Origin of the sequence: Planococcus halocryophilus (genome assembly GCF_022489025.1) — a bacterium.
GTDB classification, from domain to species: Bacteria; Bacillota; Bacilli; order Bacillales_A; family Planococcaceae; genus Planococcus; species Planococcus halocryophilus_A.
On sequence record NZ_JAKVTG010000014.1, the window covers coordinates 1 to 25,105 of the forward strand.

General features: G+C 40.9%; 23 protein-coding genes and 1 riboswitch. All 23 genes read left to right on the forward strand.

From position 1 onward, the window contains the following. The first annotated feature begins 559 nt into the window (after nucleotides 1–559). The 23 genes from MLE13_RS13860 (at nucleotide 560) to gatC (ending at nucleotide 25,094) form a co-directional block, all read left to right on the forward strand. On the forward strand, nucleotides 560–1,081 hold the full coding sequence (locus tag MLE13_RS13860) for a DUF2179 domain-containing protein (RefSeq protein ID WP_065528534.1): 522 nt from the start codon (nucleotides 560–562) through the stop codon (nucleotides 1,079–1,081). After that, nucleotides 1,078–1,266: an NETI motif-containing protein gene (locus MLE13_RS13865; protein ID WP_240750275.1), complete on the forward strand. Its 189-nt coding sequence runs from the start codon at nucleotides 1,078–1,080 to the stop codon at nucleotides 1,264–1,266. Before MLE13_RS13860 ends, MLE13_RS13865 begins: the two co-directional genes overlap by 4 nt. A gap of 85 nt (nucleotides 1,267–1,351) precedes the next feature. Continuing rightward, nucleotides 1,352–1,452, forward strand: a riboswitch (purine riboswitch). Nucleotides 1,453–1,591: 139 nt separating this feature from the next. Beyond that, nucleotides 1,592–2,080: a 5-(carboxyamino)imidazole ribonucleotide mutase gene (gene purE / locus MLE13_RS13870; protein ID WP_240750276.1), complete on the forward strand. Its 489-nt coding sequence runs from the start codon at nucleotides 1,592–1,594 to the stop codon at nucleotides 2,078–2,080. Then, the gene (gene purK, locus MLE13_RS13875) at nucleotides 2,077–3,201 is read left to right on the forward strand and encodes a 5-(carboxyamino)imidazole ribonucleotide synthase (RefSeq protein ID WP_240750277.1); all 1,125 of its coding nucleotides are present in this window, start codon (nucleotides 2,077–2,079) and stop codon (nucleotides 3,199–3,201) included. The genes purE and purK overlap by 4 nt, the downstream gene beginning before the upstream one ends. Nucleotides 3,202–3,217: 16 nt before the next feature. Continuing rightward, the gene (purB, locus tag MLE13_RS13880; protein WP_240750278.1) at nucleotides 3,218–4,513 is read left to right on the forward strand and encodes an adenylosuccinate lyase; all 1,296 of its coding nucleotides are present in this window, start codon (nucleotides 3,218–3,220) and stop codon (nucleotides 4,511–4,513) included. A gap of 16 nt (nucleotides 4,514–4,529) precedes the next feature. Further along, a complete protein-coding gene (gene purC / locus MLE13_RS13885) occupies nucleotides 4,530–5,246 on the forward strand; it encodes a phosphoribosylaminoimidazolesuccinocarboxamide synthase (RefSeq protein ID WP_240750279.1) in 717 nt (238 codons plus the stop codon). Further along, the gene (gene purS / locus MLE13_RS13890) at nucleotides 5,243–5,497 is read left to right on the forward strand and encodes a phosphoribosylformylglycinamidine synthase subunit PurS (RefSeq protein WP_240750280.1); all 255 of its coding nucleotides are present in this window, start codon (nucleotides 5,243–5,245) and stop codon (nucleotides 5,495–5,497) included. Before purC ends, purS begins: the two co-directional genes overlap by 4 nt. Continuing rightward, a complete protein-coding gene (gene purQ, locus MLE13_RS13895; protein ID WP_008496118.1) occupies nucleotides 5,494–6,177 on the forward strand; it encodes a phosphoribosylformylglycinamidine synthase subunit PurQ in 684 nt (227 codons plus the stop codon). Before purS ends, purQ begins: the two co-directional genes overlap by 4 nt. After that, nucleotides 6,161–8,386 carry a phosphoribosylformylglycinamidine synthase subunit PurL gene (purL, locus tag MLE13_RS13900; RefSeq protein WP_240750281.1) on the forward strand — a complete coding sequence of 742 codons (2,226 nt, stop codon included), beginning with the start codon at nucleotides 6,161–6,163 and terminating at the stop codon, nucleotides 8,384–8,386. Before purQ ends, purL begins: the two co-directional genes overlap by 17 nt. Continuing rightward, nucleotides 8,362–9,783 carry an amidophosphoribosyltransferase gene (gene purF, locus MLE13_RS13905; RefSeq protein ID WP_240750282.1) on the forward strand — a complete coding sequence of 474 codons (1,422 nt, stop codon included), beginning with the start codon at nucleotides 8,362–8,364 and terminating at the stop codon, nucleotides 9,781–9,783. The genes purL and purF overlap by 25 nt, the downstream gene beginning before the upstream one ends. A 12-nt stretch (nucleotides 9,784–9,795) precedes the next feature. Then, on the forward strand, nucleotides 9,796–10,857 hold the full coding sequence (purM, locus tag MLE13_RS13910) for a phosphoribosylformylglycinamidine cyclo-ligase (RefSeq protein ID WP_240750283.1): 1,062 nt from the start codon (nucleotides 9,796–9,798) through the stop codon (nucleotides 10,855–10,857). After that, nucleotides 10,847–11,419, forward strand: a complete 573-nt coding sequence (purN, locus tag MLE13_RS13915) for a phosphoribosylglycinamide formyltransferase (RefSeq protein WP_240750284.1) — start codon at nucleotides 10,847–10,849, stop codon at nucleotides 11,417–11,419. Before purM ends, purN begins: the two co-directional genes overlap by 11 nt. Nucleotides 11,420–11,451: 32 nt before the next feature. Beyond that, on the forward strand, nucleotides 11,452–12,987 hold the full coding sequence (gene purH / locus MLE13_RS13920) for a bifunctional phosphoribosylaminoimidazolecarboxamide formyltransferase/IMP cyclohydrolase (protein WP_240750285.1): 1,536 nt from the start codon (nucleotides 11,452–11,454) through the stop codon (nucleotides 12,985–12,987). A gap of 16 nt (nucleotides 12,988–13,003) precedes the next feature. After that, nucleotides 13,004–14,254, forward strand: a complete 1,251-nt coding sequence (gene purD, locus MLE13_RS13925) for a phosphoribosylamine--glycine ligase (protein ID WP_240750286.1) — start codon at nucleotides 13,004–13,006, stop codon at nucleotides 14,252–14,254. A 197-nt stretch (nucleotides 14,255–14,451) separates the two neighbouring features. After that, nucleotides 14,452–15,045 carry a GNAT family N-acetyltransferase gene (locus tag MLE13_RS13930; protein WP_240750287.1) on the forward strand — a complete coding sequence of 198 codons (594 nt, stop codon included), beginning with the start codon at nucleotides 14,452–14,454 and terminating at the stop codon, nucleotides 15,043–15,045. 339 nt (nucleotides 15,046–15,384) lie between these two features. Next, nucleotides 15,385–17,115, forward strand: a complete 1,731-nt coding sequence (locus MLE13_RS13935; RefSeq protein WP_240750288.1) for an adenine deaminase C-terminal domain-containing protein — start codon at nucleotides 15,385–15,387, stop codon at nucleotides 17,113–17,115. Nucleotides 17,116–17,120: 5 nt separating this feature from the next. Beyond that, on the forward strand, nucleotides 17,121–18,161 hold the full coding sequence (locus MLE13_RS13940; RefSeq protein WP_240750289.1) for a DUF3048 domain-containing protein: 1,041 nt from the start codon (nucleotides 17,121–17,123) through the stop codon (nucleotides 18,159–18,161). A gap of 32 nt (nucleotides 18,162–18,193) precedes the next feature. Continuing rightward, nucleotides 18,194–18,514 (forward strand): YerC/YecD family TrpR-related protein, encoded by a 321-nt coding sequence (locus MLE13_RS13945; protein ID WP_240750290.1) that lies wholly within the window; start codon nucleotides 18,194–18,196, stop codon nucleotides 18,512–18,514. A 75-nt stretch (nucleotides 18,515–18,589) separates the two neighbouring features. Then, nucleotides 18,590–19,282 carry a heptaprenylglyceryl phosphate synthase gene (locus MLE13_RS13950; RefSeq protein WP_240750291.1) on the forward strand — a complete coding sequence of 231 codons (693 nt, stop codon included), beginning with the start codon at nucleotides 18,590–18,592 and terminating at the stop codon, nucleotides 19,280–19,282. 40 nt (nucleotides 19,283–19,322) lie between these two features. After that, nucleotides 19,323–21,536: a DNA helicase PcrA gene (gene pcrA, locus MLE13_RS13955; protein ID WP_240750292.1), complete on the forward strand. Its 2,214-nt coding sequence runs from the start codon at nucleotides 19,323–19,325 to the stop codon at nucleotides 21,534–21,536. Between the two features lie 15 nt (nucleotides 21,537–21,551). After that, nucleotides 21,552–23,558 carry an NAD-dependent DNA ligase LigA gene (gene ligA, locus MLE13_RS13960; RefSeq protein ID WP_240750293.1) on the forward strand — a complete coding sequence of 669 codons (2,007 nt, stop codon included), beginning with the start codon at nucleotides 21,552–21,554 and terminating at the stop codon, nucleotides 23,556–23,558. Between the two features lie 12 nt (nucleotides 23,559–23,570). Then, complete coding sequence (locus tag MLE13_RS13965; protein ID WP_240750294.1) at nucleotides 23,571–24,701, forward strand: CamS family sex pheromone protein; 1,131 nt, start codon at nucleotides 23,571–23,573, stop codon at nucleotides 24,699–24,701. Between the two features lie 102 nt (nucleotides 24,702–24,803). Then, entirely contained in the window at nucleotides 24,804–25,094 is a 291-nt protein-coding gene (gatC, locus tag MLE13_RS13970; protein WP_058386046.1) for an Asp-tRNA(Asn)/Glu-tRNA(Gln) amidotransferase subunit GatC, read from the forward strand. The last annotated feature ends 11 nt before the right edge of the window (nucleotides 25,095–25,105 follow it).

Consider the following 25,105-nt stretch of genomic DNA (forward strand, 5'->3'; position numbering starts at 1 on the left):
TTTTTGTTTATCTAAATAACTGGATTGACTAGTCTTAAACCATAAAATAAATGGCTGCAAATAAGTTAATCTGTAGCAATAGAATGCGTTAAGGAAATTCAAGAATTTGTTTTGACTATATAATCCGCAATGATTTAAAATACTAAACTTGCGTGTAGCTAAACCTAATTATTTAAAACCCAAAAGTGACTTTTAAAATCGATAGCCTTATGGAGTGTTAAATAAAATGCCTCTAGAACTAAAATGAAGCTAATGTAAATAAGTAGAGAGAATTCTAGTTTTGTTGTTCCTTTTAGCGAACATGAATCTTACTTAGCAAACGATTTCCAAGTGCATAACATAAAGAATGTAATTTCCTCTATTACATCTTTGAAAAAGATTTTTGGAAAGTAATTTTTTTAGAAATTGAACATTATTAAAATATTTATGTGAAGCCTTTATACACAAGGTTTTTCTCGGCCTTTTCTCTCTTGCTTTCTTAGCGTTTTTGCCCTAGTATGAAAATTAATTCTTAATAGATATTGAAGAGGTGTAAAAATTGGATGTAAACCCTTGGGTTATGGTATTAATAATTTTTTCGATTAATATCGTATATGTAACTTTTTTCACAATACGGATGATCATGACCCTAAAAGGATATCGCTATTTAGCGGCTGGTGTCAGCATGATTGAAGTGGTTATTTATATAGTAGGACTAGGATTGGTTCTTGATAATCTTGATCAGCTTCAAAATTTAATTGCTTATGCATTAGGCTATGGATCTGGCGTTGTCATTGGTTCGAAGATTGAAGAGAAAATGGCGCTTGGTTATATTACGGTGAATGTTATTACGAGTGAAGCTGGGGAATACCTTCCGAAAATGCTTCGCGAAAAAGGATATGGTGTCACAGATTGGAACGCAAACGGCCGTGATGGCGGGCGACAGTCGATGCAAATTTTAACACCGCGTAAAATGGAGTTAAAACTGTATAAAGCCATTCAAGAAATCGATCCAAAAGCCTTTATCATTGCCTATGAAGCAAAAACAATTCATGGCGGATTCTGGGTGAAAACAGTGAAAAGGGGAAACTTATATAAATGAGTAAAAACACAGTATGGTTTGAAGTTGATGAACATGAAACAATTTCAGAATGTCTAGATAGAATGAAAGCTGAAGGATATGCGGTAGTAGGCAGAAAAGAACAGCCTTTATTTAAAGAAGTGGATGGTCAACCTGTACCTATAAGGCAAATCGTCCAGTTTAAAGGAGATAAACTAAAGGAATAACAATATATCCCTTTTAAAAGCGAACGATTAAATAATTGTATAACTTATTGTTCGACTTTATCATTGACGTAGTTTCGTCGTCTTGTTATGATAAATGAGGATACCCCATATATGCAGAAGAATTGGCTTCTGCGTCTCTACCAGGACACCGTAAATGTCCGGACTATGCGGGAAAGCAACTTATTGGTCGTAAAGCGAAGGATGTGCTTTTTTATGCCATCATTTAAAAATTCGTATCATTTACAGTCCTTAAGTAAACTGCTTTTCACGTAATGTGAGCAGTTTATTTAAGGGCTTTTTATTTTTTAAAAGGAGAGTGTAATCGATGAATCCGCGAATTGGCGTCATTATGGGAAGTACGAGTGATTGGGAAACAATGAAGCATGCGTGTGACGTATTGGATGAGCTAGGTATAAGTTATGAGAAGAAAGTAGTTTCAGCTCATCGCACGCCGGATTTAATGTTCACCTATGCCGAACAGGCACGTGAACGTGGATTGCATGTAATTATTGCAGGAGCAGGTGGTGCAGCACATTTGCCAGGGATGGTAGCAGCAAAGACCACTTTGCCCGTTATTGGCGTTCCTGTTCAGTCCAAAGCGTTAAATGGTTTGGATTCCTTATTATCAATCGTTCAGATGCCTGGCGGAGTTCCAGTCGCTACAGTCGCTATCGGTAAAGCCGGAGCTGTGAATGCTGGATTACTGGCAGCTCAAATACTGGGAACAGTAGATGAGCATGCAGCACTAGCCTTGCAAGACAGAAGAGACCGCACTACAGCAGCAGTTTTAGAAAGTTCGGAGGACTTAATATGACAAATACGATTTTGCCGGGTCAAACGATTGGCATTATTGGTGGCGGTCAATTAGGACGTATGATGGCGTTAGCTGCGAAAGAAGCTGGCTTCAAAATTGCGGTTCTTGATCCAGCTATGGATTCGCCAACTGGTCAAGTAGCCGATATACAAATCGTCGCACCATTTGATGATCAGCATGCGTTAGAAGAATTAGCTGAAGCGAGTGATGTTATTACTTATGAGTTTGAAAATATAGATGTCGAGGGATTATCAAAACTAGCTGAAATTGCATATGTGCCACAAGGTTCTGAATTGATTCGTGTGACACAAAATCGGATTGTTGAAAAACAAGCTATTTCAGAAGCGGGCGTTGTTGTTGCAGATTATATTACGGCTTCAACTTTTGAGGAGTTAACAAAAAAAAGTACTGATTTGTCATTTCCGTTCGTAGTGAAAACCGCACGGGGCGGATACGACGGCAAAGGACAGCAAACAGTTTCTTCTATAGAAGAACTCTCTTTAGCAGAGGCATTGTTCGCGAACGGCGATTGTGTGGCCGAAACCTTTGTAGAATTTACAAAAGAAATTTCGGTCATCATTCAACGCAACGTTCACGGGGAAACAGCTATTTTGCCGATTGGCGAAAATATTCATAAAGATCATATTTTGCATGAAACAATTGTTCCAGCAAGAATCGACAAAAAGACAATCGATGAAGCAAAAGGAGCGGCTGAGAAAATTGCAGCTCACCTCGATATGGTAGGTACATTAGCAGTTGAAATGTTCGTCTTAGAAGACGGGGGCATTATTGTCAATGAATTGGCGCCACGTCCTCATAATTCCGGGCATTACTCGATTGAAGCGACGAACATTTCGCAATTCCATCAGCATATCCGTGCCATTTGTGGATGGCCACTAAGACAGCCAATCCTCTGGTCTCAAGCGGTAATGGTTAACGTTTTAGGAGAACATGTAGCTCCACTTACTTCGAAAATCGCACAATTTCCAAATTGGTCGATTCATTTATACGGAAAAGACGAAGCGAAGCAGAAACGGAAGATGGGACATGTTACGATATTAACGGAAGACTTAGAGGCAACTTTGAGTGAAATAGATGCATCTGGTATTTGGCCAGAATAATTGGAGGAACTTAAAAATGATCGCACGTTACACAAGACCCGAAATGGGCGCAATTTGGACAGAAGAAAACAAATACAATGCATGGCTAGAAGTTGAAATTTTAGCTTGTGAAGCTTGGGCTGAAATTGGAGATATTCCGAAAGAAGACGTAGCAAAAATCCGTAAAGACGCTTCTTTTTCAGTTGACCGTATTTTAGAAATTGAAGAAGAAACACGCCACGATGTAGTTGCTTTCACAAGAGCGGTATCTGAAACGCTTGGCGAAGAACGCAAATGGGTTCATTACGGCTTAACTTCAACAGATGTTGTTGATACAGCTTTGTCTTACTTGTTAAAACAAGCAAACGTAATTATCCGTAAAGATTTAACAAACTTTATCGAAATTCTAGCTAATAAAGCGAAAGAACATAAAATGACGGTCATGATGGGTCGTACGCACGGTGTTCATGCAGAACCAACGACTTTTGGTTTAAAACTAGCATTATGGCACGAAGAAATGAAACGTAACTTAGAACGTTTCGAAGCAGCTGCAGCTTCAATAGAAACAGGGAAAATGTCTGGCGCAGTTGGAACATATGCCAATATTGACCCATTTGTTGAAGCATATGTTTGCAAAGAGTTAGGTCTTGCAGCTTCACCAATTTCAACACAAACATTACAACGTGACCGTCATGCACAGTATTTGAGCGTTTTGGCATTGATCGGTTCGTCTATCGAGAAATTTGCAACAGAAATTCGCGGATTGCAAAAATCAGAAACACGTGAAGTAGAAGAGTTTTTTGCAAAAGGCCAAAAAGGTTCTTCGGCAATGCCACATAAACGTAACCCAATCGGTTCTGAAAACATGACGGGCCTTGCACGTTTAATCCGTGGTTATATGCTAACAGCTTACGAAAACGTATCCTTATGGCACGAACGCGACATTTCACACTCATCAGCAGAGCGCGTGATTTTACCAGATGCAACGATTGCACTTAATTACATGTTAAATCGTTTTGGTAATATCGTGAAAAACTTAACGGTTTTCCCTGAAAACATGAAACGCAATATGGATTCCACTCTTGGCTTAATTTATTCACAGCGTGTGTTATTGGCATTAATCGATAAAGGGATGGCTCGTGAAGCAGCTTATGATACCGTTCAGCCATGTGCGATGGAAGCTTGGGAAAACCAAACACATTTCCGCAAAATTGTGGAAGCGAATGACACGATTACAGCGAAACTTTCTAAAGAAGAATTGGATGATTGCTTTGATTACAATCACCATTTGCAACAAGTAGACATGATTTTCAACCGACTTGGATTAAACTAAACGGGGGCTTCTGAAAATGGAAAAAGGTCAGCTATTGTACGAAGGAAAAGCAAAACGCCTGTATGCAACGGATGAACAGGGAATTTTGTGGGTGGAATATAAAGATTCAGCAACGGCTTTCAACGGTGAGAAAAAAGAAGAAATTACCGGGAAAGGCATTTTGAACAATAAAATCACGTCACTGATTTTCACGAAATTGCAGGAAGCAGGCATTGCGTCTCATTTCGTTAAGCAATTGTCTGATCACGAACAATTGGTGCAAAGTGTAAGCATCATTCCATTGGAAGTAGTGGTCCGGAACATCACAGCGGGCAGCATGGCTAAACGCCTTGGGATTGAAGAAGGCGTGGCTATTAGCCGCCCGGTTGTGGAGTTCTATTTGAAAGATGATGAATTAGGTGATCCTTTAATTACAGATGACCATGTTGATATGCTAAAGCTGGCAACTGCCGAAGAAGTGGCAGAGCTCAAGCAAAAAGCACGTGAAATTAATCAGGTGTTAATCGGCTTTTTCAAAGAAATCGGTGTGGATCTTGTTGATTTTAAAATTGAATTTGGCCGTGACGAAAATGGGCAAATTTTATTGGCTGATGAAATTTCGCCGGACACTTGCCGGCTTTGGGATATGGAAACAAAACAAAAGCTTGATAAAGACGTATTCCGCCGTAATCTTGGGAATTTGACAGAAGCGTACGAACTCATTTTAACTCGTCTAGGAGGACAACACTCATGAAAAAAGTAAAAGTATACGTAACATTACGTGAAAGTGTATTGGACCCACAAGGTTCTGCAGTTATGGGCTCTCTTCATAAAATGGGCTATGATGAAGTGGCAGATGTACGAATTGGCAAATACCTAGAACTGGTTATTGAAGATAGCGAACGCGATGTAGATTCTTTAGTTAATGAATTATGTCATCGACTTTTAGCTAATACTGTAATTGAAGATTATCGTTATGAAATTGAGGAGGTTGTCTCGCAATGAAATTCGCAGTAATTGTTTTCCCAGGTTCGAATTGTGATTTGGACATGTACCATGCGGTTAAGGATGAACTAGGTGAAGAAGCAGAGTACGTATGGCATGACTCAAAAGATTTGAGCAGCTATGACGGGATTTTACTTCCAGGCGGGTTTTCATATGGCGATTACTTGCGTTGCGGCGCGATAGCTCAATTCTCTGGAGTCATGGACGAAGTAAGAAAAGCAGCTGAAGCAGGAAAACCAGTTCTTGGAATCTGTAATGGTTTCCAAATCTTAACGGAAGCAGGTTTATTGCCAGGCGTTCTTTTACGAAATAAAAACTTGAAGTTCATGTGCCGCACTGTTGGATTAAAAGTAGAAAACAACAGTACATTGTTCACAAATGAATACGAACAAGGCGAAGAAATCCAAATTCCAATCGCTCATGGAGAAGGCAATTATTATTGTGATGATGCGACATACGATCACCTCAAAGAAAACAACCAAATCGTCTTTACGTATGCAGACGATTTTAACGGCAGTCGAAACAACATTGCAGGAATCATTAACGAACGCGGAAACGTGCTAGGCATGATGCCGCATCCTGAACGCGCAGTATCAGAGTTAATCGGCGGCAAAGATGGCTTGGCCTTATTTAGATCAATCGTTAAACAGTGGAGGGAATCACATGTCAGTCATGCTTGAACCAAATGCTGCTCAAATAAAAGAACAAAAAGTATATCAACAAATGGGCTTATCGGATGCGGAATTTGAAATGGTCGAAAAGATTTTAGGAAGATTGCCTAACTACACGGAAACAGGTTTGTTTTCAGTTATGTGGTCTGAGCATTGTTCTTATAAAAACTCGAAGCCTGTACTTGCGAAATTCCCGACTAAAGGCGAACGTGTTCTGCAAGGACCTGGAGAAGGTGCTGGTATTGTAGATATCGGTGACGGACAAGCAGTCGTCTTCAAAATGGAATCGCATAACCACCCATCGGCTATTGAACCTTATCAAGGAGCAGCGACTGGAGTTGGCGGCATTATCCGTGACGTCTTTTCAATGGGTGCGCGTCCAATCGCGTTGCTGAACTCATTGCGTTTCGGTGAATTAACAACACCACGCGTGAAATACTTGTTTGAAGAAGTTGTTGCGGGAATTGCCGGATACGGAAACTGTATCGGAATTCCAACGGTTGGTGGAGAAATTCAATTTGACGATTGTTATGACGGTAACCCGTTAGTTAACGCGATGTGTGTCGGATTGATCAATCATGAAGACATTCAAAAAGGGATTGCCAAAGGTACAGGTAACCCGGTAATGTACGTCGGCGCTAAAACAGGACGCGATGGCATTCACGGAGCTACTTTTGCTTCTGAAGAGTTAACAGATGGCTCTGATAAAAATCGTCCTGCCGTTCAAGTAGGCGATCCATTTATGGAGAAACTTTTACTTGAAGCTTGTTTAGAACTAATTAAGTCAGATGCGTTGATCGGTATTCAAGATATGGGTGCTGCTGGACTGACTTCTTCTTCAGCTGAAATGGCTTCAAAAGCAGGTTCAGGCATTGAAATGGATCTTGATCACATTCCACAACGTGAAACAGGTATGACAGCATACGAAATGATGCTTTCTGAATCACAAGAACGTATGTTAATCGTCGTTAAAGCTGGTCGTGAGCCTGAAATCGTTGAGTTGTTCGAAAAATACGGTTTAGATGCAGTGACAGTCGGTACAGTAACAGACGACTCGACACTGCGCTTAAAACATAAAGGTGAAATTGTTGCAGAAGTTCCAGTTGACGCACTTGCAGAAGATGCGCCGGTTTACCACAAGCCTTCAGCCGTTCCAACTTATTTTACAGAGTTCCAACAAATGGACAACGTAGAACCAAAAGTAACTGATTTTAATGAAACCTTAACGGCTTTATTAAAACAGCCAACTATCGCTTCTAAAGAATGGGTTTATGATCAATACGATCACCAAGTGCGTACAAGCACAGTTGTAAGCCCGGGATCGGATGCTGCAGTTGTCCGTGTCCGTGGTACGAACAAAGGTTTAGCCATGACGACTGACTGTAACTCTCGCTATATTTACTTGGATCCAGAGGTGGGCGGTAAAATTGCAGTAGCAGAAGCAGCACGTAATGTTGTCGTAACAGGTGCGAAACCACTTGCGATTACAGATTGCTTAAACTTTGGTAATCCAGAAAAACCAGAAATCTTCTGGCAGCTTGAAAAAGCAGCAGACGGTATGTCTGAAGCATGTACGATGTTAGATTCTCCGGTTATTGGCGGAAACGTCTCGTTATACAACGAAACAAACGGTACGGCTATTTACCCAACACCAACAATTGGCATGGTTGGGCTTGTAGAAGACCTTGCACATGTTACGACGCAAGATGTTAAAACACAAGGCGACTTTGTTTACTTAATTGGTGAAAGCTTTACAGAGTTTGGCGGAAGTGAATTACAGAAAATGGTCGAAGGACGTATTTTCGGTAAAGCACCAGCGATCGATTTAACAGTTGAAGCAAAACGTCAACAAGAAATCTTATCAGCGATTCAGCAAGGACTTGTTGCATCAGCGCATGACGTTGCTGAAGGTGGCGTTGCTGTCGCATTAGCTGAAAAAACCTTTGGTAACGGATTAGGCATGGAAGTCACGTTGTCTGGATCTGCAACAACTGCTTTATTCAGCGAATCACAGTCACGTTTTGTTGTGACAGTTAGTCCGGAAAACGCAGAACAATTCGAGAAAATCGTATCAGATGCTAAGAAAGTCGGCCAAGTCACGGGAGACAAATTTGTAATCAACGGTGAAGACGGTACGACTTGGATTAACGATTCAGTCGCAACGCTTCGCTCAGCTTGGAAAGGAGCTATCCCATGCTTGCTGAAATCAGAAGCTTAAATGAAGAATGTGGTGTTTTTGGAATATGGGGACATCCGAATGCGACACAATTGACGTATTACGGATTGCACGCTTTGCAACACCGCGGTCAAGAAGGTGCGGGAATTGTTTCAACTAATGGAGAAGGTCTTCTCCCATTAAAAGGTGAAGGCATGGTTAGTGAAGTGTTCACACCTGAGAAAATTGAAAAGATAGCAGGACATGCAGCAATTGGGCATGTTCGCTATGCAACAGCAGGAGGCAGTGGCATTGAAAATGTCCAGCCTCTGCTCTTTAACTCAACTACGGGTAGTTTGGCAATTTCGCACAACGGCAATTTGGTCAATGCAACTCAGTTAAAAGGACACCTAGAACGTCAAGGGAGTATTTTCCAAACAACTTCAGATACAGAAGTATTGGCTCATTTAATTAAACGAAGCGGCTATGCAACATTTGAAGAAAAAGCGAAAAATGCATTGTCTCTCTTAAAAGGTGCTTTTGCTTGTGTGATTTTGACGGAAGAAGCCATGTATGTTGCATTAGATCCAAACGGTTTGCGTCCATTATCTCTTGGTAAACTGGGGGATGCGTGGGTAGCGGCGTCTGAAACGTGTGCATTTGATATTGTTGGAGCGGAATTTGTTCGTTCGGTTGAACCAGGTGAATTTTTAATCATTACAAAAGATGGCATGCGTGCAGAACGTTTTGCTTATCCAGTAGAACGTTCGATTTGTACGATGGAATATGTTTACTTTTCACGTCCAGATTCGGACATCGATGGCATTAACGTCCATACAGCACGAAAACGTCTAGGCGTTCAATTAGCAAAAGAAGTACAAATTGAAGCGGACGTTGTCACAGGTGTTCCGGATTCGAGTATTTCAGCTGCAATTGGCTATTCAGAGCAAAGTGGTATTCCGTATGAGTTGGGCATGATTAAAAACCGTTATGTCGGACGTACGTTTATCCAACCTTCACAAGACTTGCGCGAACAAGGTGTTAAGATGAAGCTTTCACCAGTGCGTCAAGTCGTCAATGGAAAACGCGTCATTATGGTCGATGATTCGATTGTCCGCGGCACAACTTCACGCCGCATCGTTAACTTGCTAAAAGAAGCAGGAGCTACTGAAGTGCATGTTGTCATCAGTTCGCCACCTATTAAGAATCCATGCTTTTATGGTATTGATATTAGCACACCGGGTGAATTAATCGCTGCGAACAATACGGTAGAAGAAATGCGTGAAATTATTGGTGCGGATTCGTTAACATTTTTATCGGTTGACGGTATGGTTCAAAATATTGGACGTACAGATCCTGGATCAAAATGTGGACATTGTCTAGCTTGCTTTACAGGCGAATACCCGACCAATATTTATCCAGATACAGTATTACCGCACGAAAAAGAAAAAGTGAAATAAGGGGGAACCGGTGTGTCAAAAGCATATGAAAAAGCAGGCGTTAATATCGAAGCTGGCTATGAAGCAGTAAACCGTATGAAATCCCATGTAGAACGGACAGCGCGTAAAGGAATGCTCGGTGCGTTTGGTGGATTTGGCGGTATGTTCGATTTGTCTGAGCTGAATTTGAAAGAACCGGTTCTTGTTTCCGGAACGGATGGCGTGGGCACAAAACTAAAGCTCGCGTTCATGGCAGACCGTCACGATACAATCGGCATTGATTGCGTAGCGATGTGTGTCAATGACATCGTTGCACAAGGTGCAGAACCTTTATTTTTCTTAGACTATATTGCAGTCGGCAAAGCGATTCCTGAGAAAATTGAACAAATCGTTAAAGGCGTAGCCGATGGTTGTGTGCAAGCTGGAGCTGCACTTATTGGCGGAGAAACGGCAGAAATGCCGGGTCTTTATGAAGAAGATGAATACGATATCGCTGGATTTGCGGTCGGAGCTGCGGAGAAATCCAAAATCGTTACTGGCGAAAAAATTGCAGCTGGGGATGTATTAATCGGTCTGGCTTCTAGCGGTATTCATTCAAACGGTTATTCACTTGTGCGTCAAATTGTATTTGAGCAAAATCAATTTACGCTTGATCAACAAGTTGAAGGCTATGAAGCGCTAGGACCAATTGGTGATGCGTTGTTAACTCCTACCAAAATTTACGCAAAAGCAGTAGCTACTATGGGCAATGAAACCGAAATCCATGGCATGGCACATGTGACAGGTGGCGGATTTATCGAGAACATTCCACGGATGATGCCAGAAGGCTTAGGCGCGAAAATTTCTCTTGGCAGCTGGCCAGTACTTGATATTTTCAAGTTGCTGAAAGAAAAAGGCGAGTTGGCAGACCGCGACTTGTACTCAGTGTTCAATATGGGCATTGGTTTTGTTGTAGCTGTAGCACCTGAAGATGCTGAAAAAGTATTGGAAACCGCTAAAGCGAACGGCGAGCAAGCATTCCAAATTGGCAGCGTTTCGAGCACTGAAGGCGTCCAATTTCAAGGGCAACAGGACGGAACATTGGATGAAAACTAAAACAAAAATCGCTGTATTTGCATCTGGCAATGGCTCTAATTTCCAAGCCATTGTCGATGCGATTATGGCTGAAAAATTAGAAGCTGAAATTGTGCTTGTTGTAACAGATAAGCCCAAAGCGTTTGTATTAGAACGTGCAGAAACGGCAGGCGTAGCATCATTTTCGTTTAGTCCTTCTGAGTATGAGTCGAAGCAACTTTACGAAGACATGCTAAAAGAAAAACTGCAAAATCTTGGAGTAGAGTGGGTTGTGCTTGCAGGCTATATGCGCTTGGTTGGTCCGGTGTTACTTGAAGCTTATGAAAATCGTATTGTGAATATCCATCCTTCTGTTTTGCCCGCGTTTCCAGGAAAAGATGCAATTGGGCAAACACTTGCAGCAGGGGCAGAAAACGCAGGCGTCACAGTGCATTATGTAGACGCAGGAATGGATACAGGCAACATTATTGCACAACAATCGTTTCCGGTATTAGGTCGTGGACGCGAAGAAGTCGAGCATCAGATCCATCAGATTGAACATGAATTATATCCTGCAACATTGCAGCAATTATTCGACCGGTAAACGATCGGTCTTAATCTTTAGGAGGACTATTTGTGAAAAAAAGAGCATTACTCAGCGTATCGGATAAATCAGGAATTTTGGAATTTGCACAGGAATTGGAAAAAATGGGCTATGAACTGTTATCGACAGGCGGCACTAAAAAATTTCTTGAAGAAAACGGCGTTGCAATAACAGCCGTAGACGAAGTTACGAAGTTTCCAGAAATTTTAGGTGGACGTGTAAAAACTTTGCATCCGCTTGTACACGGTGGACTATTAGCCAAACATGATGATGCAGAACATCAAAGTCAGATGGCTGAAAACGGCATTTCGCCGATTGATATTGTCTGTGTTAATTTATACCCGTTCCGTGAAACTATTGCAAAACCAGATGTTACGGTAGATGATGCGATTGAAAATATTGATATCGGTGGACCGACAATGTTACGTTCTGCGGCGAAAAATCACGCATATGTCACTGTTATTGTGGATGCAGCTGATTATGCTGGAGTATTGACTGAATTACAAAACGAACAGTCTACAACGCCTGAAACGAGACGTCGATTAGCGGCAAAAGTTTTCCGTCATACGGCGGCTTACGATTCGTACATCTCAAACTATTTGACTGATTTAACAGGTGAAGAATATCCGGATCAATTAACGCTCACATATGAGTTGTCCCAAACACTTCGTTACGGAGAAAATCCTCATCAAAAAGCTGCGTTTTATCGTAGCCCGCTTGGTTCGAACTTTTCGATTGCCAATGCTGATCAAGTGCATGGCAAGGAATTATCGTATAACAATATTCAAGATGCCAATGCAGCGCTTCAAATGATAAAAGAATTCCAAATGCCAGCAGCAGTTGCTGTAAAACACATGAATCCATGTGGTGTTGGTACAGGTGAAACAATCGCTGATGCTTTTGGTAAAGCGTATGAAGCGGATTCGACATCAATTTTTGGTGGAATTGTAGCCTTAAATCGTGAAGTTGACGCTAATACAGCAAAGCAATTAGCAACGATTTTCTTAGAAATCATTATTGCACCATCATTTTCAGATGAAGCAATTGAATTGCTGACACAAAAGAAAAATATTCGTTTGTTGACGATTCCATTCGACAGCAAAGTTAGCGACAAATGGAACACTGTTACGGTTGAGGGTGGTTTGTTAATTCAACAGCCAGACGTTTTCGGATATGATGATGCAGATATTCAAGTAGCTACAGAACGTCAGCCGACAGCGGCAGAACTGGAAGCATTAAAACTTGGGTGGAACGTTGTAAAACATGTTAAATCCAATGCCATTGTTGTATGTAACTCGGAGATGACTTTGGGCATCGGTGCGGGACAAATGAATCGCGTTGGCTCTGCTAAAATTGCATTAGATCAAGCAGGTAGTGCTGCAGAAGGTGCAGTTATGGCATCTGATGCATTCTTCCCGATGAATGATACGGTAGAAGCAGCTGCAAAAGCAGGCATAAAAGCGATTATTCAACCAGGTGGTTCGAAAAAAGATCAAGATTCGATCGATAAAGCGAATGAATACGGAATTGCTATGGTTTTTACTGGCATCCGTCATTTTAAACATTAATCGGGGTGAAACAATTATGAAGGTTTTGGTCATTGGAAGAGGTGGGCGAGAACACGCCATCGTACGTCAGTTCTCGAAATCTGCTTCGGTCACTAGAGTTTATGCAGCTCCAGGCAATGATGGAATGCAGGAAGATGCTGAAGTAGTTGCAATTGATGAAATGGATTTTGCTGGTCTTGCAGAATTTGCAAAGCAACGGCAAGTAGATTTTAGTTTTGTAGGACCTGAACAGCCTTTATCAGAAGGAATCGTCGATTTTTTTGAAGCCAAAGGATTACGTATTTTTGGTCCGTCTAAAGCGGCTGCGCAAATTGAAGGCAGTAAAGCTTTTGCAAAAGAATTGATGAAAAAATACGATATTCCAACTGCTGGCTATGAGACCTTTACAGAAACGGCACCAGCTATTGATTTTATTCGTCAACACGGTGCTCCGATTGTTATTAAAGCGGATGGACTTGCGGCTGGGAAAGGTGTTGTTGTGGCAATGACGGAAGACGAAGCCGTTGCTGCTATCAACGATATGCTTGAAGGACAAAAGTTTGGAGAGTCCGGTTCAAAAGTTGTCATTGAAGAATTTTTAGATGGGGAAGAATTTTCGTTTATGTCTTTCGTTCATAGCGGTCAAATTTATCCTATGGTTATTTCACAAGATCATAAACGAGCTTACGATGGAGACCGTGGACCAAACACAGGGGGAATGGGCGCATATTCACCTGTTCCACAAATTTCACAAGCAATTGTTGATCAAACCTATGCTGAAATTGTAGAACCTGCAGTCCAGGCAATGGCAGCTGAAGGCACGCCGTTTAATGGCATTCTTTATACAGGTGTTATTTTAACGGAAAAAGGTCCAAAAGTAATTGAATTTAATGCACGTTTTGGCGATCCTGAAACGCAAGTTGTCTTACCCCGCATGAAGTCAGATTTTGGGCTGTTCATGGATGCCATTTTACAAGGTCAGCCGGCTGAGCTTGTTTGGGACGACCAATCAGTACTTGGAGTTGTTGTTGCTGCTGATAATTATCCAGAGACTGTTGAAAAAGGTGCTCTTTTACCCGATTTAACAAAGCTCTCAGGAGTGGAGATTACGCATGCAGGGACAAAACAAACAGTGAATGGATATGCAGGAAATGGGGGCCGAGTATTGCTGATTTCAGCAAGTGGAACATCTATTGAATCTGCGCAAGACAAGGTTTATGAACAATTAAAAAGCTTATCTTGGGACGGTTTCTTTTATCGCTCCGATATAGGATGGCGTGCAAAATAATTTTATATATGATATACTCATTGATGACACAAATTCGACAAGAAGATGTGTCATTTTTGTTTTTGCCTGCCCTATAGGCATTGACACAAAAGATGAGGATTTACAACAGCCCACGGTTACCTCTATTTAAACTCCAGAATGTAAACCCATTACGACCTCAAAAAAAATGTGAAATGAAAATTGAAAGGGGATTAATTATGAATTGGTATGAAAAACTAAACCAGTATTTTCCAATTGAAGAAATGAAATCAAAAGAGCACATGGATGCGTTGTTAAAAGAAAAAGGAAGCGTTTACTACAAAGATGAAGGTCCTTACCATGTTTTAATGTATGCAGAGTTCCCACACTTTACGTTTGTTGATTATTTATTTGTCTCTAAAGAATCGCGTGGCATGGGTCTTGGCAGAAAGACGTTGCAAATGCTAAAAGATAAAAACAAACCGATTATCCTTGAAGTTGAACCGGTGGACTACGAAGATACAGATACGGAAAAACGGCTACGTTTTTATGCACGTGAAGGATTCGAACATGCATCATCAATCGGTTACTGCCGTCGTTCACTCGCAACGGGTGAAGAAAACTCGATGGAAATCCTTTACTGGACGCCAAGTGGTGAATCAGAAGAGCAGATTTTTGAAGGCATGAAAAAAATGTACGAAGACATTCATACGTATAAAGATGAACAGTTTTATGGAGAATCGTATGATTCGGTATCTGACGTACTAACTTTTCAAGAAGAAGAAAAGAAAGACGTCCTGAAACCATTCAGTGATCCCGTTAATAATGACTGATTGACCCAACCCACGCATTCGCGTGGGTTTTTAGCTAAGTAAAAAAATAAGTTTACTGCTCCAGGCGGACGCGTTCCACGGGTACGGCTTCTGCCGCTTCCCTCGCTCTGCTCAGTCCAGTGGCTCCAGCTCGTGCTGCTCCCGTTGGAGTTGCCGCCTTCCACGGTAATTTTATATAGCTAAGGATCATAAGAATTTGTTTGAACCCACGCCAATGCGTGGGTTTTTTGTGTCTAAATTAATTAGAATGTTCTTATTTTTGATGTGAATGTCTATTTTCGAATGCATAATTATGCTAGGATATTAAGTATCGAACTAGTAGAAAGCAGGTGCCGGCAAATGGTTAATCCGTTATGGAAAAATACAGAGATTCGAAATCAACTGAAAATCGTGACAAAAGAAATTGCGCCGGATCTCGTTTTGATAAATGCAACATATCTTCATGGAATTTTTAAGAAATGGGTAACAGGAAATATATGGATATCTAGCGATCGCATCGTTTACGCAGGCAAAGAAATGCCGAAAATTGATGCCGCTACCGAAGTGGCAGATATGAAAGGGAAATATATTGTTCCGGGATACATAGAACCTCATGTTCACCCTACTCAATTATACAATCCACAAAGTTTTGCAGATTATGCGGCTCAAGGTGGAACGACAATGTTCTTGTCCGATAACTTAACGTTTTTTATGGCACTTGATAATAAGAAAGCGTTTTCATTATTGGATCAATTGAGAGAGTTACCGTTTAGCTTTTATTGGTGGACTCGATTTGATTCGCAAACAGAGTTGAATAATGAAGATCAATTGTTCACATCGACTTCAGTAGGGGAGTGGTTAGACCGCCAAGACGTGTTACTCGGTGGTGAATTGACAGGTTGGCCAAAACTGCTCGCTGGCGATGACCAAATGCTGTATTGGATTCAAAAAGCGAAAATGGGCTTGAAAAAAATTGAGGGACATTTCCCAGGGGCATCAGAAAAAACGCTAGCTCGTATGCGACTACTTGGAGCGGATGGCGACCATGAATCCATGACTGTGGATGAAGTGGAAATGCGTTTACTTCATGGCTACGGTGTGACCCTTCGACATTCTTCAATTCGTCCGGATTTGCCGAATTTGTTAAAAGGAATCGTGGAGCGCGAGTTGAATGTGTTTGATAAGTTAATGATGACAACAGACGGTTCGACACCGGCGTTTCACTTAGATGGTGTAATGGATTGGTGCATTCAAATTGCACTTGACGCAGGTGTGCCACCAATTGATGCATATATGATGGCCTCATATAACGTTGCTCGTTATTATAATGTAACAAGTTTACACGGATTAATCGCGACAGGGCGTTATGCGAATTTAAATATTCTTGATGAGATTGAGAATCCGGTGCCTTCCGGTGTGATTTCAAAAGGTGTATGGTTGAAAAAAGACGGCAAGAAAGTTTGTTCATTGCCGAATGTAGATTGGTCGATTTTTCCGGATTTGGATATAGAATTTGAATTGACGGATGACGATTTCCAATTTTCGATGCCATTTGGTATTGAAATGATAAATGATGTTATTACAAAACCTTATACAGTAAGTGTCGATACGCATGATGCCAATTTATCAAAATCACATGACGAAAGCTTTTTAATGCTCATCGATAAAAATGGGAAGTGGCGTGTGAATACGTTGATTAAAGGGTTTGCGCCGGGACTAGATGGGTTTGCTTCTTCATATACAAGTACAGGTGATATTATCCTTATCGGAAAAAATCGTGAAGACATGTGGCTAGCTTTCAATGAAATGAAACGATTAAAAGGCGGAATCATCCTTGTTGAAAATGGTGAAATTGTTCAATCTTTGCCACTTCCTTATGGGGGAGTCATGTCAGATTTACCGATGGAGCAATTAATTGAACAAGAAAAGGCATTGAAGAAAGCGTTGAAAGAACGTGGCTACAAGCATGGAGATGCCGTTTACACAATGCTATTTTTACAGGCTACTCACTTGCCGTATGTCCGCGTTACGCAAAAAGGCATCTATGATGTCAAAAATAAGAAAATACTGTTTCCATCATTTATGAGGTAATCGGTATGAAAAAATGGCTGTTCATCTTTGTTTTTCTACTCATATTGGTAGCTGTTGCCGGGGGATTTTGGTTAATGAAAAAGGAAGACTCTACTTCTACACCGACTCCTTCACCTGAGCAGCCTGTAGTAAAGAATACTTTACCAACGACACCATTTACTGGCGAATTGATGGATTTAACGACCACTGGGAGACCTGTTATGGCGGTTGTGAATAATCATCCCGATGCTCGTCCGCAAACGGGGCTGGCCGAAGCAGACATCGTTATTGAAATGATTGCAGAGTTTAATATCACACGGTTTGTGGCGCTTTATCAAAGCGAATACCCAAATAAGATTGGGCCAATCCGAAGTGCTCGTGATTATTTTGTTGAACTTGCTATAGCATATGATGCTTTCTTCGTGGCACATGGTTATAGTCCTGATGCTCGGGAAATGCTTGAATCGGGAGTTGTCGATCATGTCAACGGCATGCAATATGATGGAACTTTATTTCAACGATCAACTGATCGTATTGCGCCACATAATTCCTATATCACTATGGAGAACATCACAAAAGCTATGAAAAACGCGCAAACATCCACAGAATACAAAGGACAATCACCTTATTATTTCTATGACTCAGCGGAAAATGATAAACTTAAAGAACAGGCTCTTTCGGTTAGAGTAGAGTACGGAACAAACAAACTGTTTTACAGTGACTTTCTATATAACGGTCAATCACAGTTGTACAGCCGATCGGTCAACGGCATAGCGATGACCGATAAAGAAACCCTAGAAACAATAAAAGTTTCAAATGTTTTAGTTTTTGAAGCACAACATGAGACAATCGATTCTAAAGGGCGTCAGTCTATTGATTTGTCGAGTGGTGGAGAGGCTCTGTTATTTCAAGCGGGTGGAGTTCGAGAAATCGAATGGAATTCGGTTAATGGAATGTTAGTGCCGTTTGCGGACGGAGAAGTGGTAAAATTAATACCTGGGAAAACATGGATTCACATTGTTCCTACTGTTCCTGGTATCGAGCAATCCGTTAGCTATACGCCGTGACGATGGTAGCAATGAAAGGATGAGGAAGCTGCATGCAAGTTGATAAAATTAGAGGCCATCAAACAGAGCAATTAATCGAAGCAGTTTTGGCCTTAAAAGATAAGGAAGAAGCTTATCGTTTCTTCGATGATTTATGTACAATTAGTGAGATTCAATCGATGTCTCAGCGGCTAGAAGTAGCACATATGCTTCGCATGAAAAAAACGTACGAAAAAATAAAAAATGAAACAGGTGCTAGTACAGCAACGATTTCTCGTGTACGGCGCTGCTTGAACTATGGCAATGACGCTTATGACTCCATGTTAGAACGTCTTTATCCAGATGAAAAACCTTTTGAACTTCCAAAAGACTGAACAGAGAACCGACTCTGTTCGGTTTTTTTGTTATACTAAATAGATGATAACTGAGATAAAGTTGGGTGAAAAAAGATGGATTTCAAAACATGGCAGCATGTCTTTAAATTAGATCCAGCAAAAGAAATCACAGATGGACATTTGGAACGAATTTGTAAATCCGGGACTGATGCCATCTTGATTGGCGGCAGTGATAATGTCACACTCGACAATGTCCTTTATTTAACGGAACGTGTGCAGCACTATCAGCTGCCAATGGTGTTAGAAGTCTCCACAATCGATTCTGTAGCTCCGGGGTTTGACTATTATTTTATCCCGACAGTTTTAAACAGTGACAATCCACTTTGGGTTAAAGGGCTACATCATAAAGCCATTCGTGAATATGGAGAGATTTTGGATTGGGATGAACTTGTTCCAGAAGGTTATTGTATTTTGAATGCCAATTGCAAAGCTGCAAAATTAACTGACGCACAAACCGATTTGACGACCGAAGATGTATTAGCTTATGCCCGGTTAGCGGAACATTTCTTCCGTTTGCCTATTTTTTATATGGAGTATAGTGGCATGTTTGGGGATATGGAACTCGTTAGAAAAGTAAAAGGAGTCCTTGTTGAAACCCGTTTGTTTTATGGCGGGGGGATTGACTCAGCTGATACAGCAAGAAAAGCATTGGCTTTTTCTGATACTATCGTTGTTGGCAATATTATTTATGAAAATATCGATAAAGCGATTGAAACCGTAGAGGCAGTTGCGGAAACGGCTGTTTAGTCGTTATACTAATAAGAACGAATGTTCGAGGTGGTGCACAATGGAATTGATATCAAAAAACTTATTAAACGGGATGAACCCGGAACAAGCCGAAGCAGTTAAAACGACTGAAGGGCCCTTATTAATTATGGCAGGTGCAGGATCAGGGAAAACGCGTGTGCTGACACACCGTATTGCTTATTTGGTGCTGGAAAAACAAGTTTATCCGTCAAATATTTTAGCAATTACATTTACCAATAAAGCTGCACGTGAAATGCGCAACCGGATTGATGGATTATTAGGTCACGGAACAGGACAGCGTATGTGGGCATCTACATTCCACTCAATGTGTGTGCGTATTTTAAGACGAGATATCGACCGTTTAGGGATGTCGAAAAACTTCTCGATTTTGGATACAACCGATCAATTAACGGTCATTAAAAATGTATTAAAACAACAAAATCTGGATCCGAAAAAATACGAACCAAGAACGATGTTAAATGCGATTTCATCATCAAAAAACGAATGCATTGATGCTGCTCAATTTGCAGCGGACATGAATCAATTTAATCCATACGAGAAAACAGTCTCGGATGTTTATACAGCATATGAGAAACGCTTGAAGAAAAACCAGTCACTGGATTTTGATGATTTAATCATGACAACGTTGAATTTATTCAATACTGTTCCCGAAGTAATAGAGTATTATCAAAACAAATTCCATTATATTCATGTAGATGAATACCAAGATACCAACAATGCTCAATATCAATTGGTTCAGAAGTTAGCAAGCAAGTTTAAGAATATTTGCGTAGTTGGTGATTCGGATCAATCGATTTATCGCTGGCGCGGAGCGGATATCACGAATATTTTGTCGTTTGAGAAAGATTATCCAAATGCGAAAGTGATTATGCTTGAGCAAAACTATCGTTCGACAAAACGTATCTTACAAGCAGCGAACGATGTAATTCAGAAAAACACAAGTCGCTATCCAAAAGAATTACGTACGGAAAACGATGAAGGTACAGCCATTACTTTGCATAAAGCGGGAGACGAGCGTCAAGAAGCGCAGTTTGTTGTTCAAACGATACAAAGGTTGATGGACGAAGAAAACTACAAAACGTCTGATTTTGCAATTCTTTACCGCACAAATGCACAATCGCGAATCATGGAGGAAATGTTTGTTAAATCTAATATGTCTTATACCATCGTTGGCGGAACAAAATTCTATGACCGCAAAGAAATTAAAGACTTATTGGCGTATTTGCGTTTGATTGCTAACAACGACGATGATTTGTCTTTAGCTCGTGTGATTAACGAGCCAAAGCGTGGAATTGGCGCAACTTCTTTCGAGAAAATGGCACGTTTTGCGATAGAACAAGACCGTACCATTATGGATGCATTACAAGAAGCAGACTTTATGGGGTTAACGCCAAAAACAGCGCAAACGGCTTTAGAGTTCCAAAAAATGATCAATAGTTTTACGCAAATGCAAGAATATTTGTCCGTTACAGAACTCGTTGAAGAAGTACTGAAAAAGTCCGGCTATCGTCAAATGTTACAAAATGATAAAACCATTGAAGGCGAAAGTCGTTTAGAAAACTTGGATGAATTTTTATCGGTTACGAAAGCTTTTGAAAAGCAAAGCGATGATAAATCATTAGTCGCGTTCTTGACCGATTTAGCATTGATTTCAGATATCGATTCATTAGATGATGAAGAAGATGCAGATGGTCCGATTATTTTAATGACGATGCACGCAGCAAAAGGGTTAGAGTTCCCTGTAGTCTTTATTATCGGATTAGAAGAAAACGTCTTCCCACATTCACGGTCGAATAATGACGATGAGGAATTAGAAGAAGAACGCCGACTTGCTTATGTTGGAATTACCCGAGCGGAACAGCGTTTGTATTTGACGCACGCCTCTTCACGTACATTGTTTGGGAAAAGTAATTTTAATATGCCATCTCGATTTATTTCGGAGATTTCAGAAGATCTGATTGAACAAACACGAGCTCACCATCGTGCAGGTGCTACAACAAGTTATCGACAAGTACCGAAGCGACCAGCAGTAACTCGTCCTAGCTATAATCAGTCAGGCAGTGAGAAATTAGGTTGGAAAACAGGCGATAAAGCGACGCATAAAAAATGGGGTACCGGAACGGTCGTTAGTGTCAAAGGCGACGGTGAACAAACCGAACTTGATATCGCGTTCCCGAGCCCTGTCGGCATTAAACGGTTATTGGCTAAATTTGCGCCGATTGAAAAAGTATAATCGGGAGGAAACTAGATGGATCGCATGAAAGCGGAACTACGTGTAAATGAATTAAATGATATGCTCCGGAATTATGGTCACGCTTATTACGTACTTGATAAGCCGGCTGTTCCGGATGCGATATACGATCAATTGCTCAATGAATTAATCGACTTAGAAACGCTTTACCCTGATTTGGTTTTTCCAGATTCCCCCACTCAACGTGTGGGTGGAACACCAATTTCATCTGTCGATAAAGTTACTCACGAACGTCCCATGCTCAGTTTATCAAATGTTTTTGGCGAAGAGGATTTGCGCGAGTTCGATAAACGTGTGCGGAGCGGTGCAGGTGACAAAATTGAATATGTTTGTGAACTGAAAATCGACGGGCTTGCCGTGTCACTGCTATACGAGGACGGGAAATTCGTCAAAGGCGCAACGCGCGGAGACGGGCGTGTTGGAGAAGATATTACGGTCAACCTTCGAACGATTCATACAATCCCTTTAAAACTAAAAGACGCAGTCACCCTTGAAGTACGCGGTGAAGTATTTATGCCAAAAAAATCATTTCATGCGTTAAACAAACAGCGCGGTGAGCAAGGTGAAGAACTGTTCGCCAACCCGCGAAATGCAGCTGCAGGATCATTGCGTCAATTAGATCCGAAAATTTCGGCTAGCCGAAATTTAGATGTTTTTATCTACGGAATTGGTGGCGACGGAGAAACGTATAATTTATCAAACCATAATGAGTCGCTTGATTACCTGGCAAAACTTGGTTTTAAAACAAACCAAGAACGCCAAGTATGCACGACGGTTGAAGAAGTATTGGCATATATCGAAAAATGGACTGAACAGCGAAACGACTTGCCGTATGAAATTGACGGCATCGTCATTAAAGTCAATCAGTTTTTGTACCAGCAAGAACTTGGGTTTACAGCGAAAAGTCCAAAATGGGCAACAGCTTATAAATTCCCAGCAGAAGAAGTAATGACCACTGTACGGAATATTGAATTGAGTGTTGGCCGAACAGGCGTTGTAACACCAACTGCGATATTAGACCCTGTTTCGGTTGCAGGGACTACGGTGCAACGAGCTTCTTTGCATAATGAAGACCTGATCAAGGAAAAAGATATTCGGATCGGTGACAAAGTTATTATTCGAAAAGCAGGAGATATTATTCCAGAAGTCGTATCTGTCATTCTTGACCAACGAACTGGAGAAGAACTGCCTTTTTATATGCCCACCCATTGTCCTGCGTGTGACAGCGAGTTGGTCCGAATCGAAGGAGAAGTGGCTCTTCGTTGTGTGAATCCGCAATGTCCTGCACAGATTACAGAAGGCCTAATTCACTTTGTGTCACGCAATGCAATGAATATTGATGGTCTTGGTGAAAAGGTAATTGAGCAATTGTATCGAGAAGGCTTGATCAAAGATATTTCGGATATTTACAAGTTAACAAAAGAGCAATTATTGGAATTAGAGCGAATGGGCGATAAATCTGCTTCAAATCTTGTAGCAGCTATTGATAATTCTCGAAAAAACTCAATGGAAAAATTGTTATTTGGTCTTGGTCTTCGTCACGTGGGTGAAAGAGGCGCACGGATATTATCCGAGCATTTTGGAACACTAGAACAATTAATCACTGCTACAAAAGAAGAATTGATTGAAGTACATGAAATTGGCGACAAAATGGCGGATTCTATCGTTATGTATTTTGATAACGAAGAAGTTCGTGCATTAGTGGAACGTTTACGCGAAGCAAACGTCAATTTATCGTATACGGGTACACGAGTCCGCGTGGAAGAAGGCGCAAACGCTTTTGCAGGCAAGAAAATTGTTTTAACAGGTAAACTCGAACAAATGACTCGTCAAGAAGCTAGCGCTCAAATTGAAGCGCTTGGTGGCAAATTGACAGGCAGTGTCAGCAAGAAAACGGATTTGCTAATTGCCGGTGAAGAAGCAGGCTCTAAACTCGATAAAGCACGTGAGCTCAAAGTGGAAATTTGGGACGAACAACGTCTCGTTGAGGAATTGAACAAATAAGGGGATTTTAACATGAAACGCATATGGTGGATTCCAATCAGTTTGTTGCTGTTATCGGGATGTGTTCCTTCGAAAACAGATGAGAAAACAGAAGTAATAAATGAAAAAGAAGAAGTAGAAACGGCAATCATCCCGAGCATGCAATTGGATGATCAGTTTTACCGTACGCTTCTGCCATATAAAGCAAGTGCTACTAGAGGGAAAATCGTCAATCGTCTAAACTCTCGTTACGATATTGCTGAAACAGAAAATGGCTTGTTGCGCTTGTCGCAAAAGCAATTTTCACCGGATGATTATTATTTTCAAGAAGGCCAAAAAATTACTGATGAAGATGTAACTTCGTGGCTACGACGTAAGAGTGAAGACAATCCAGCCGGATTGAATCTTCCGGATAAACGTACAGCAGAACAAAAAGAGGCGGGAGAACGTCCTCCTGCAGAAATATTGGCACATGTTATTGAACAAAATTATTTAGTGAAAACTAATGAAGATACAATCCGTCTTGGTGGTATTTCAATCGGTCTTGCACTCAATTCATCTTACTCTGGTAGTGAAAACGGCATTTCCTACGAAGAAGAAATACCTCAAGCGCAACTAGAAAAAGAAGGAAAACGCATAGCTGATGAAATCGTTAAACGTTTGCGTGAAAAAGAAGGATTAGCTGATGTGCCAATAGTGGTAGGGCTTTTTAAACAAAATGCAGGTAGTTCGATGATTCCGAGCACTTATTTTTCATCAGGTGCCGCACCCGGTGGGAAAAAAAGCGTTGCTAGCTGGAACCCGATAAATGAAGATTATGTTTTATTCCCAACGTCCGGTAGCAATGATAGTTATCGAGATATTGATACTGCATTCCGTAATTTCAAGCAAGATGTTGAAGTTTATTTTTCAAATTACACCAGTGTTATCGGCGTCGGCTTTTATCAAGAAAATGAATTAAAAGAGTTGAAAGTAGAGATTCCGATTCAATTTTATGGAGTATCAGAAGTGATTGGTTTTACGCAATATGTGACAGGTCTAGTAATGGAGCATTTTCCTGAAAATGTGTTAATAGAAGTTAGCGTCACTTCAAGTAATGGTCCCGAAGCGTTAATTTTGAAAAAAGCAGGAGAAACGGAACCCTTTGTTCACATTTATGAATAATCTCCATTGAAAATAGGGATAGCCATACGGCTGTCCCTATTCATTTTTTTAGAAAAATGGTATGATATAGCGTATGTTTACTGAATCCGGAGGTGTAAAGAAATGGCGAAAATGACGAAAGAAGAAGTAATTGAAGTCGCACATTTGGCGAGACTCGCAATTACAGATGAAGAAGCAGAACATTTTGCAGATCAATTAGAAGCAATTACGAATGCAATGGAATTGTTAAGTGAACTAGATACAGAAAATGTTGAACCAACGACGCATGTATTGCAGATGGTCAACGTATTGCGCGAAGATAAATCTATCCCTGGATTAGATCGTGACTTGGTTATGAAAAACGTAAAAGAACATGAAGGCGGACAAGTAAAAGTCCCAACAATTTTAGAGTAGTCGGAAGGAGG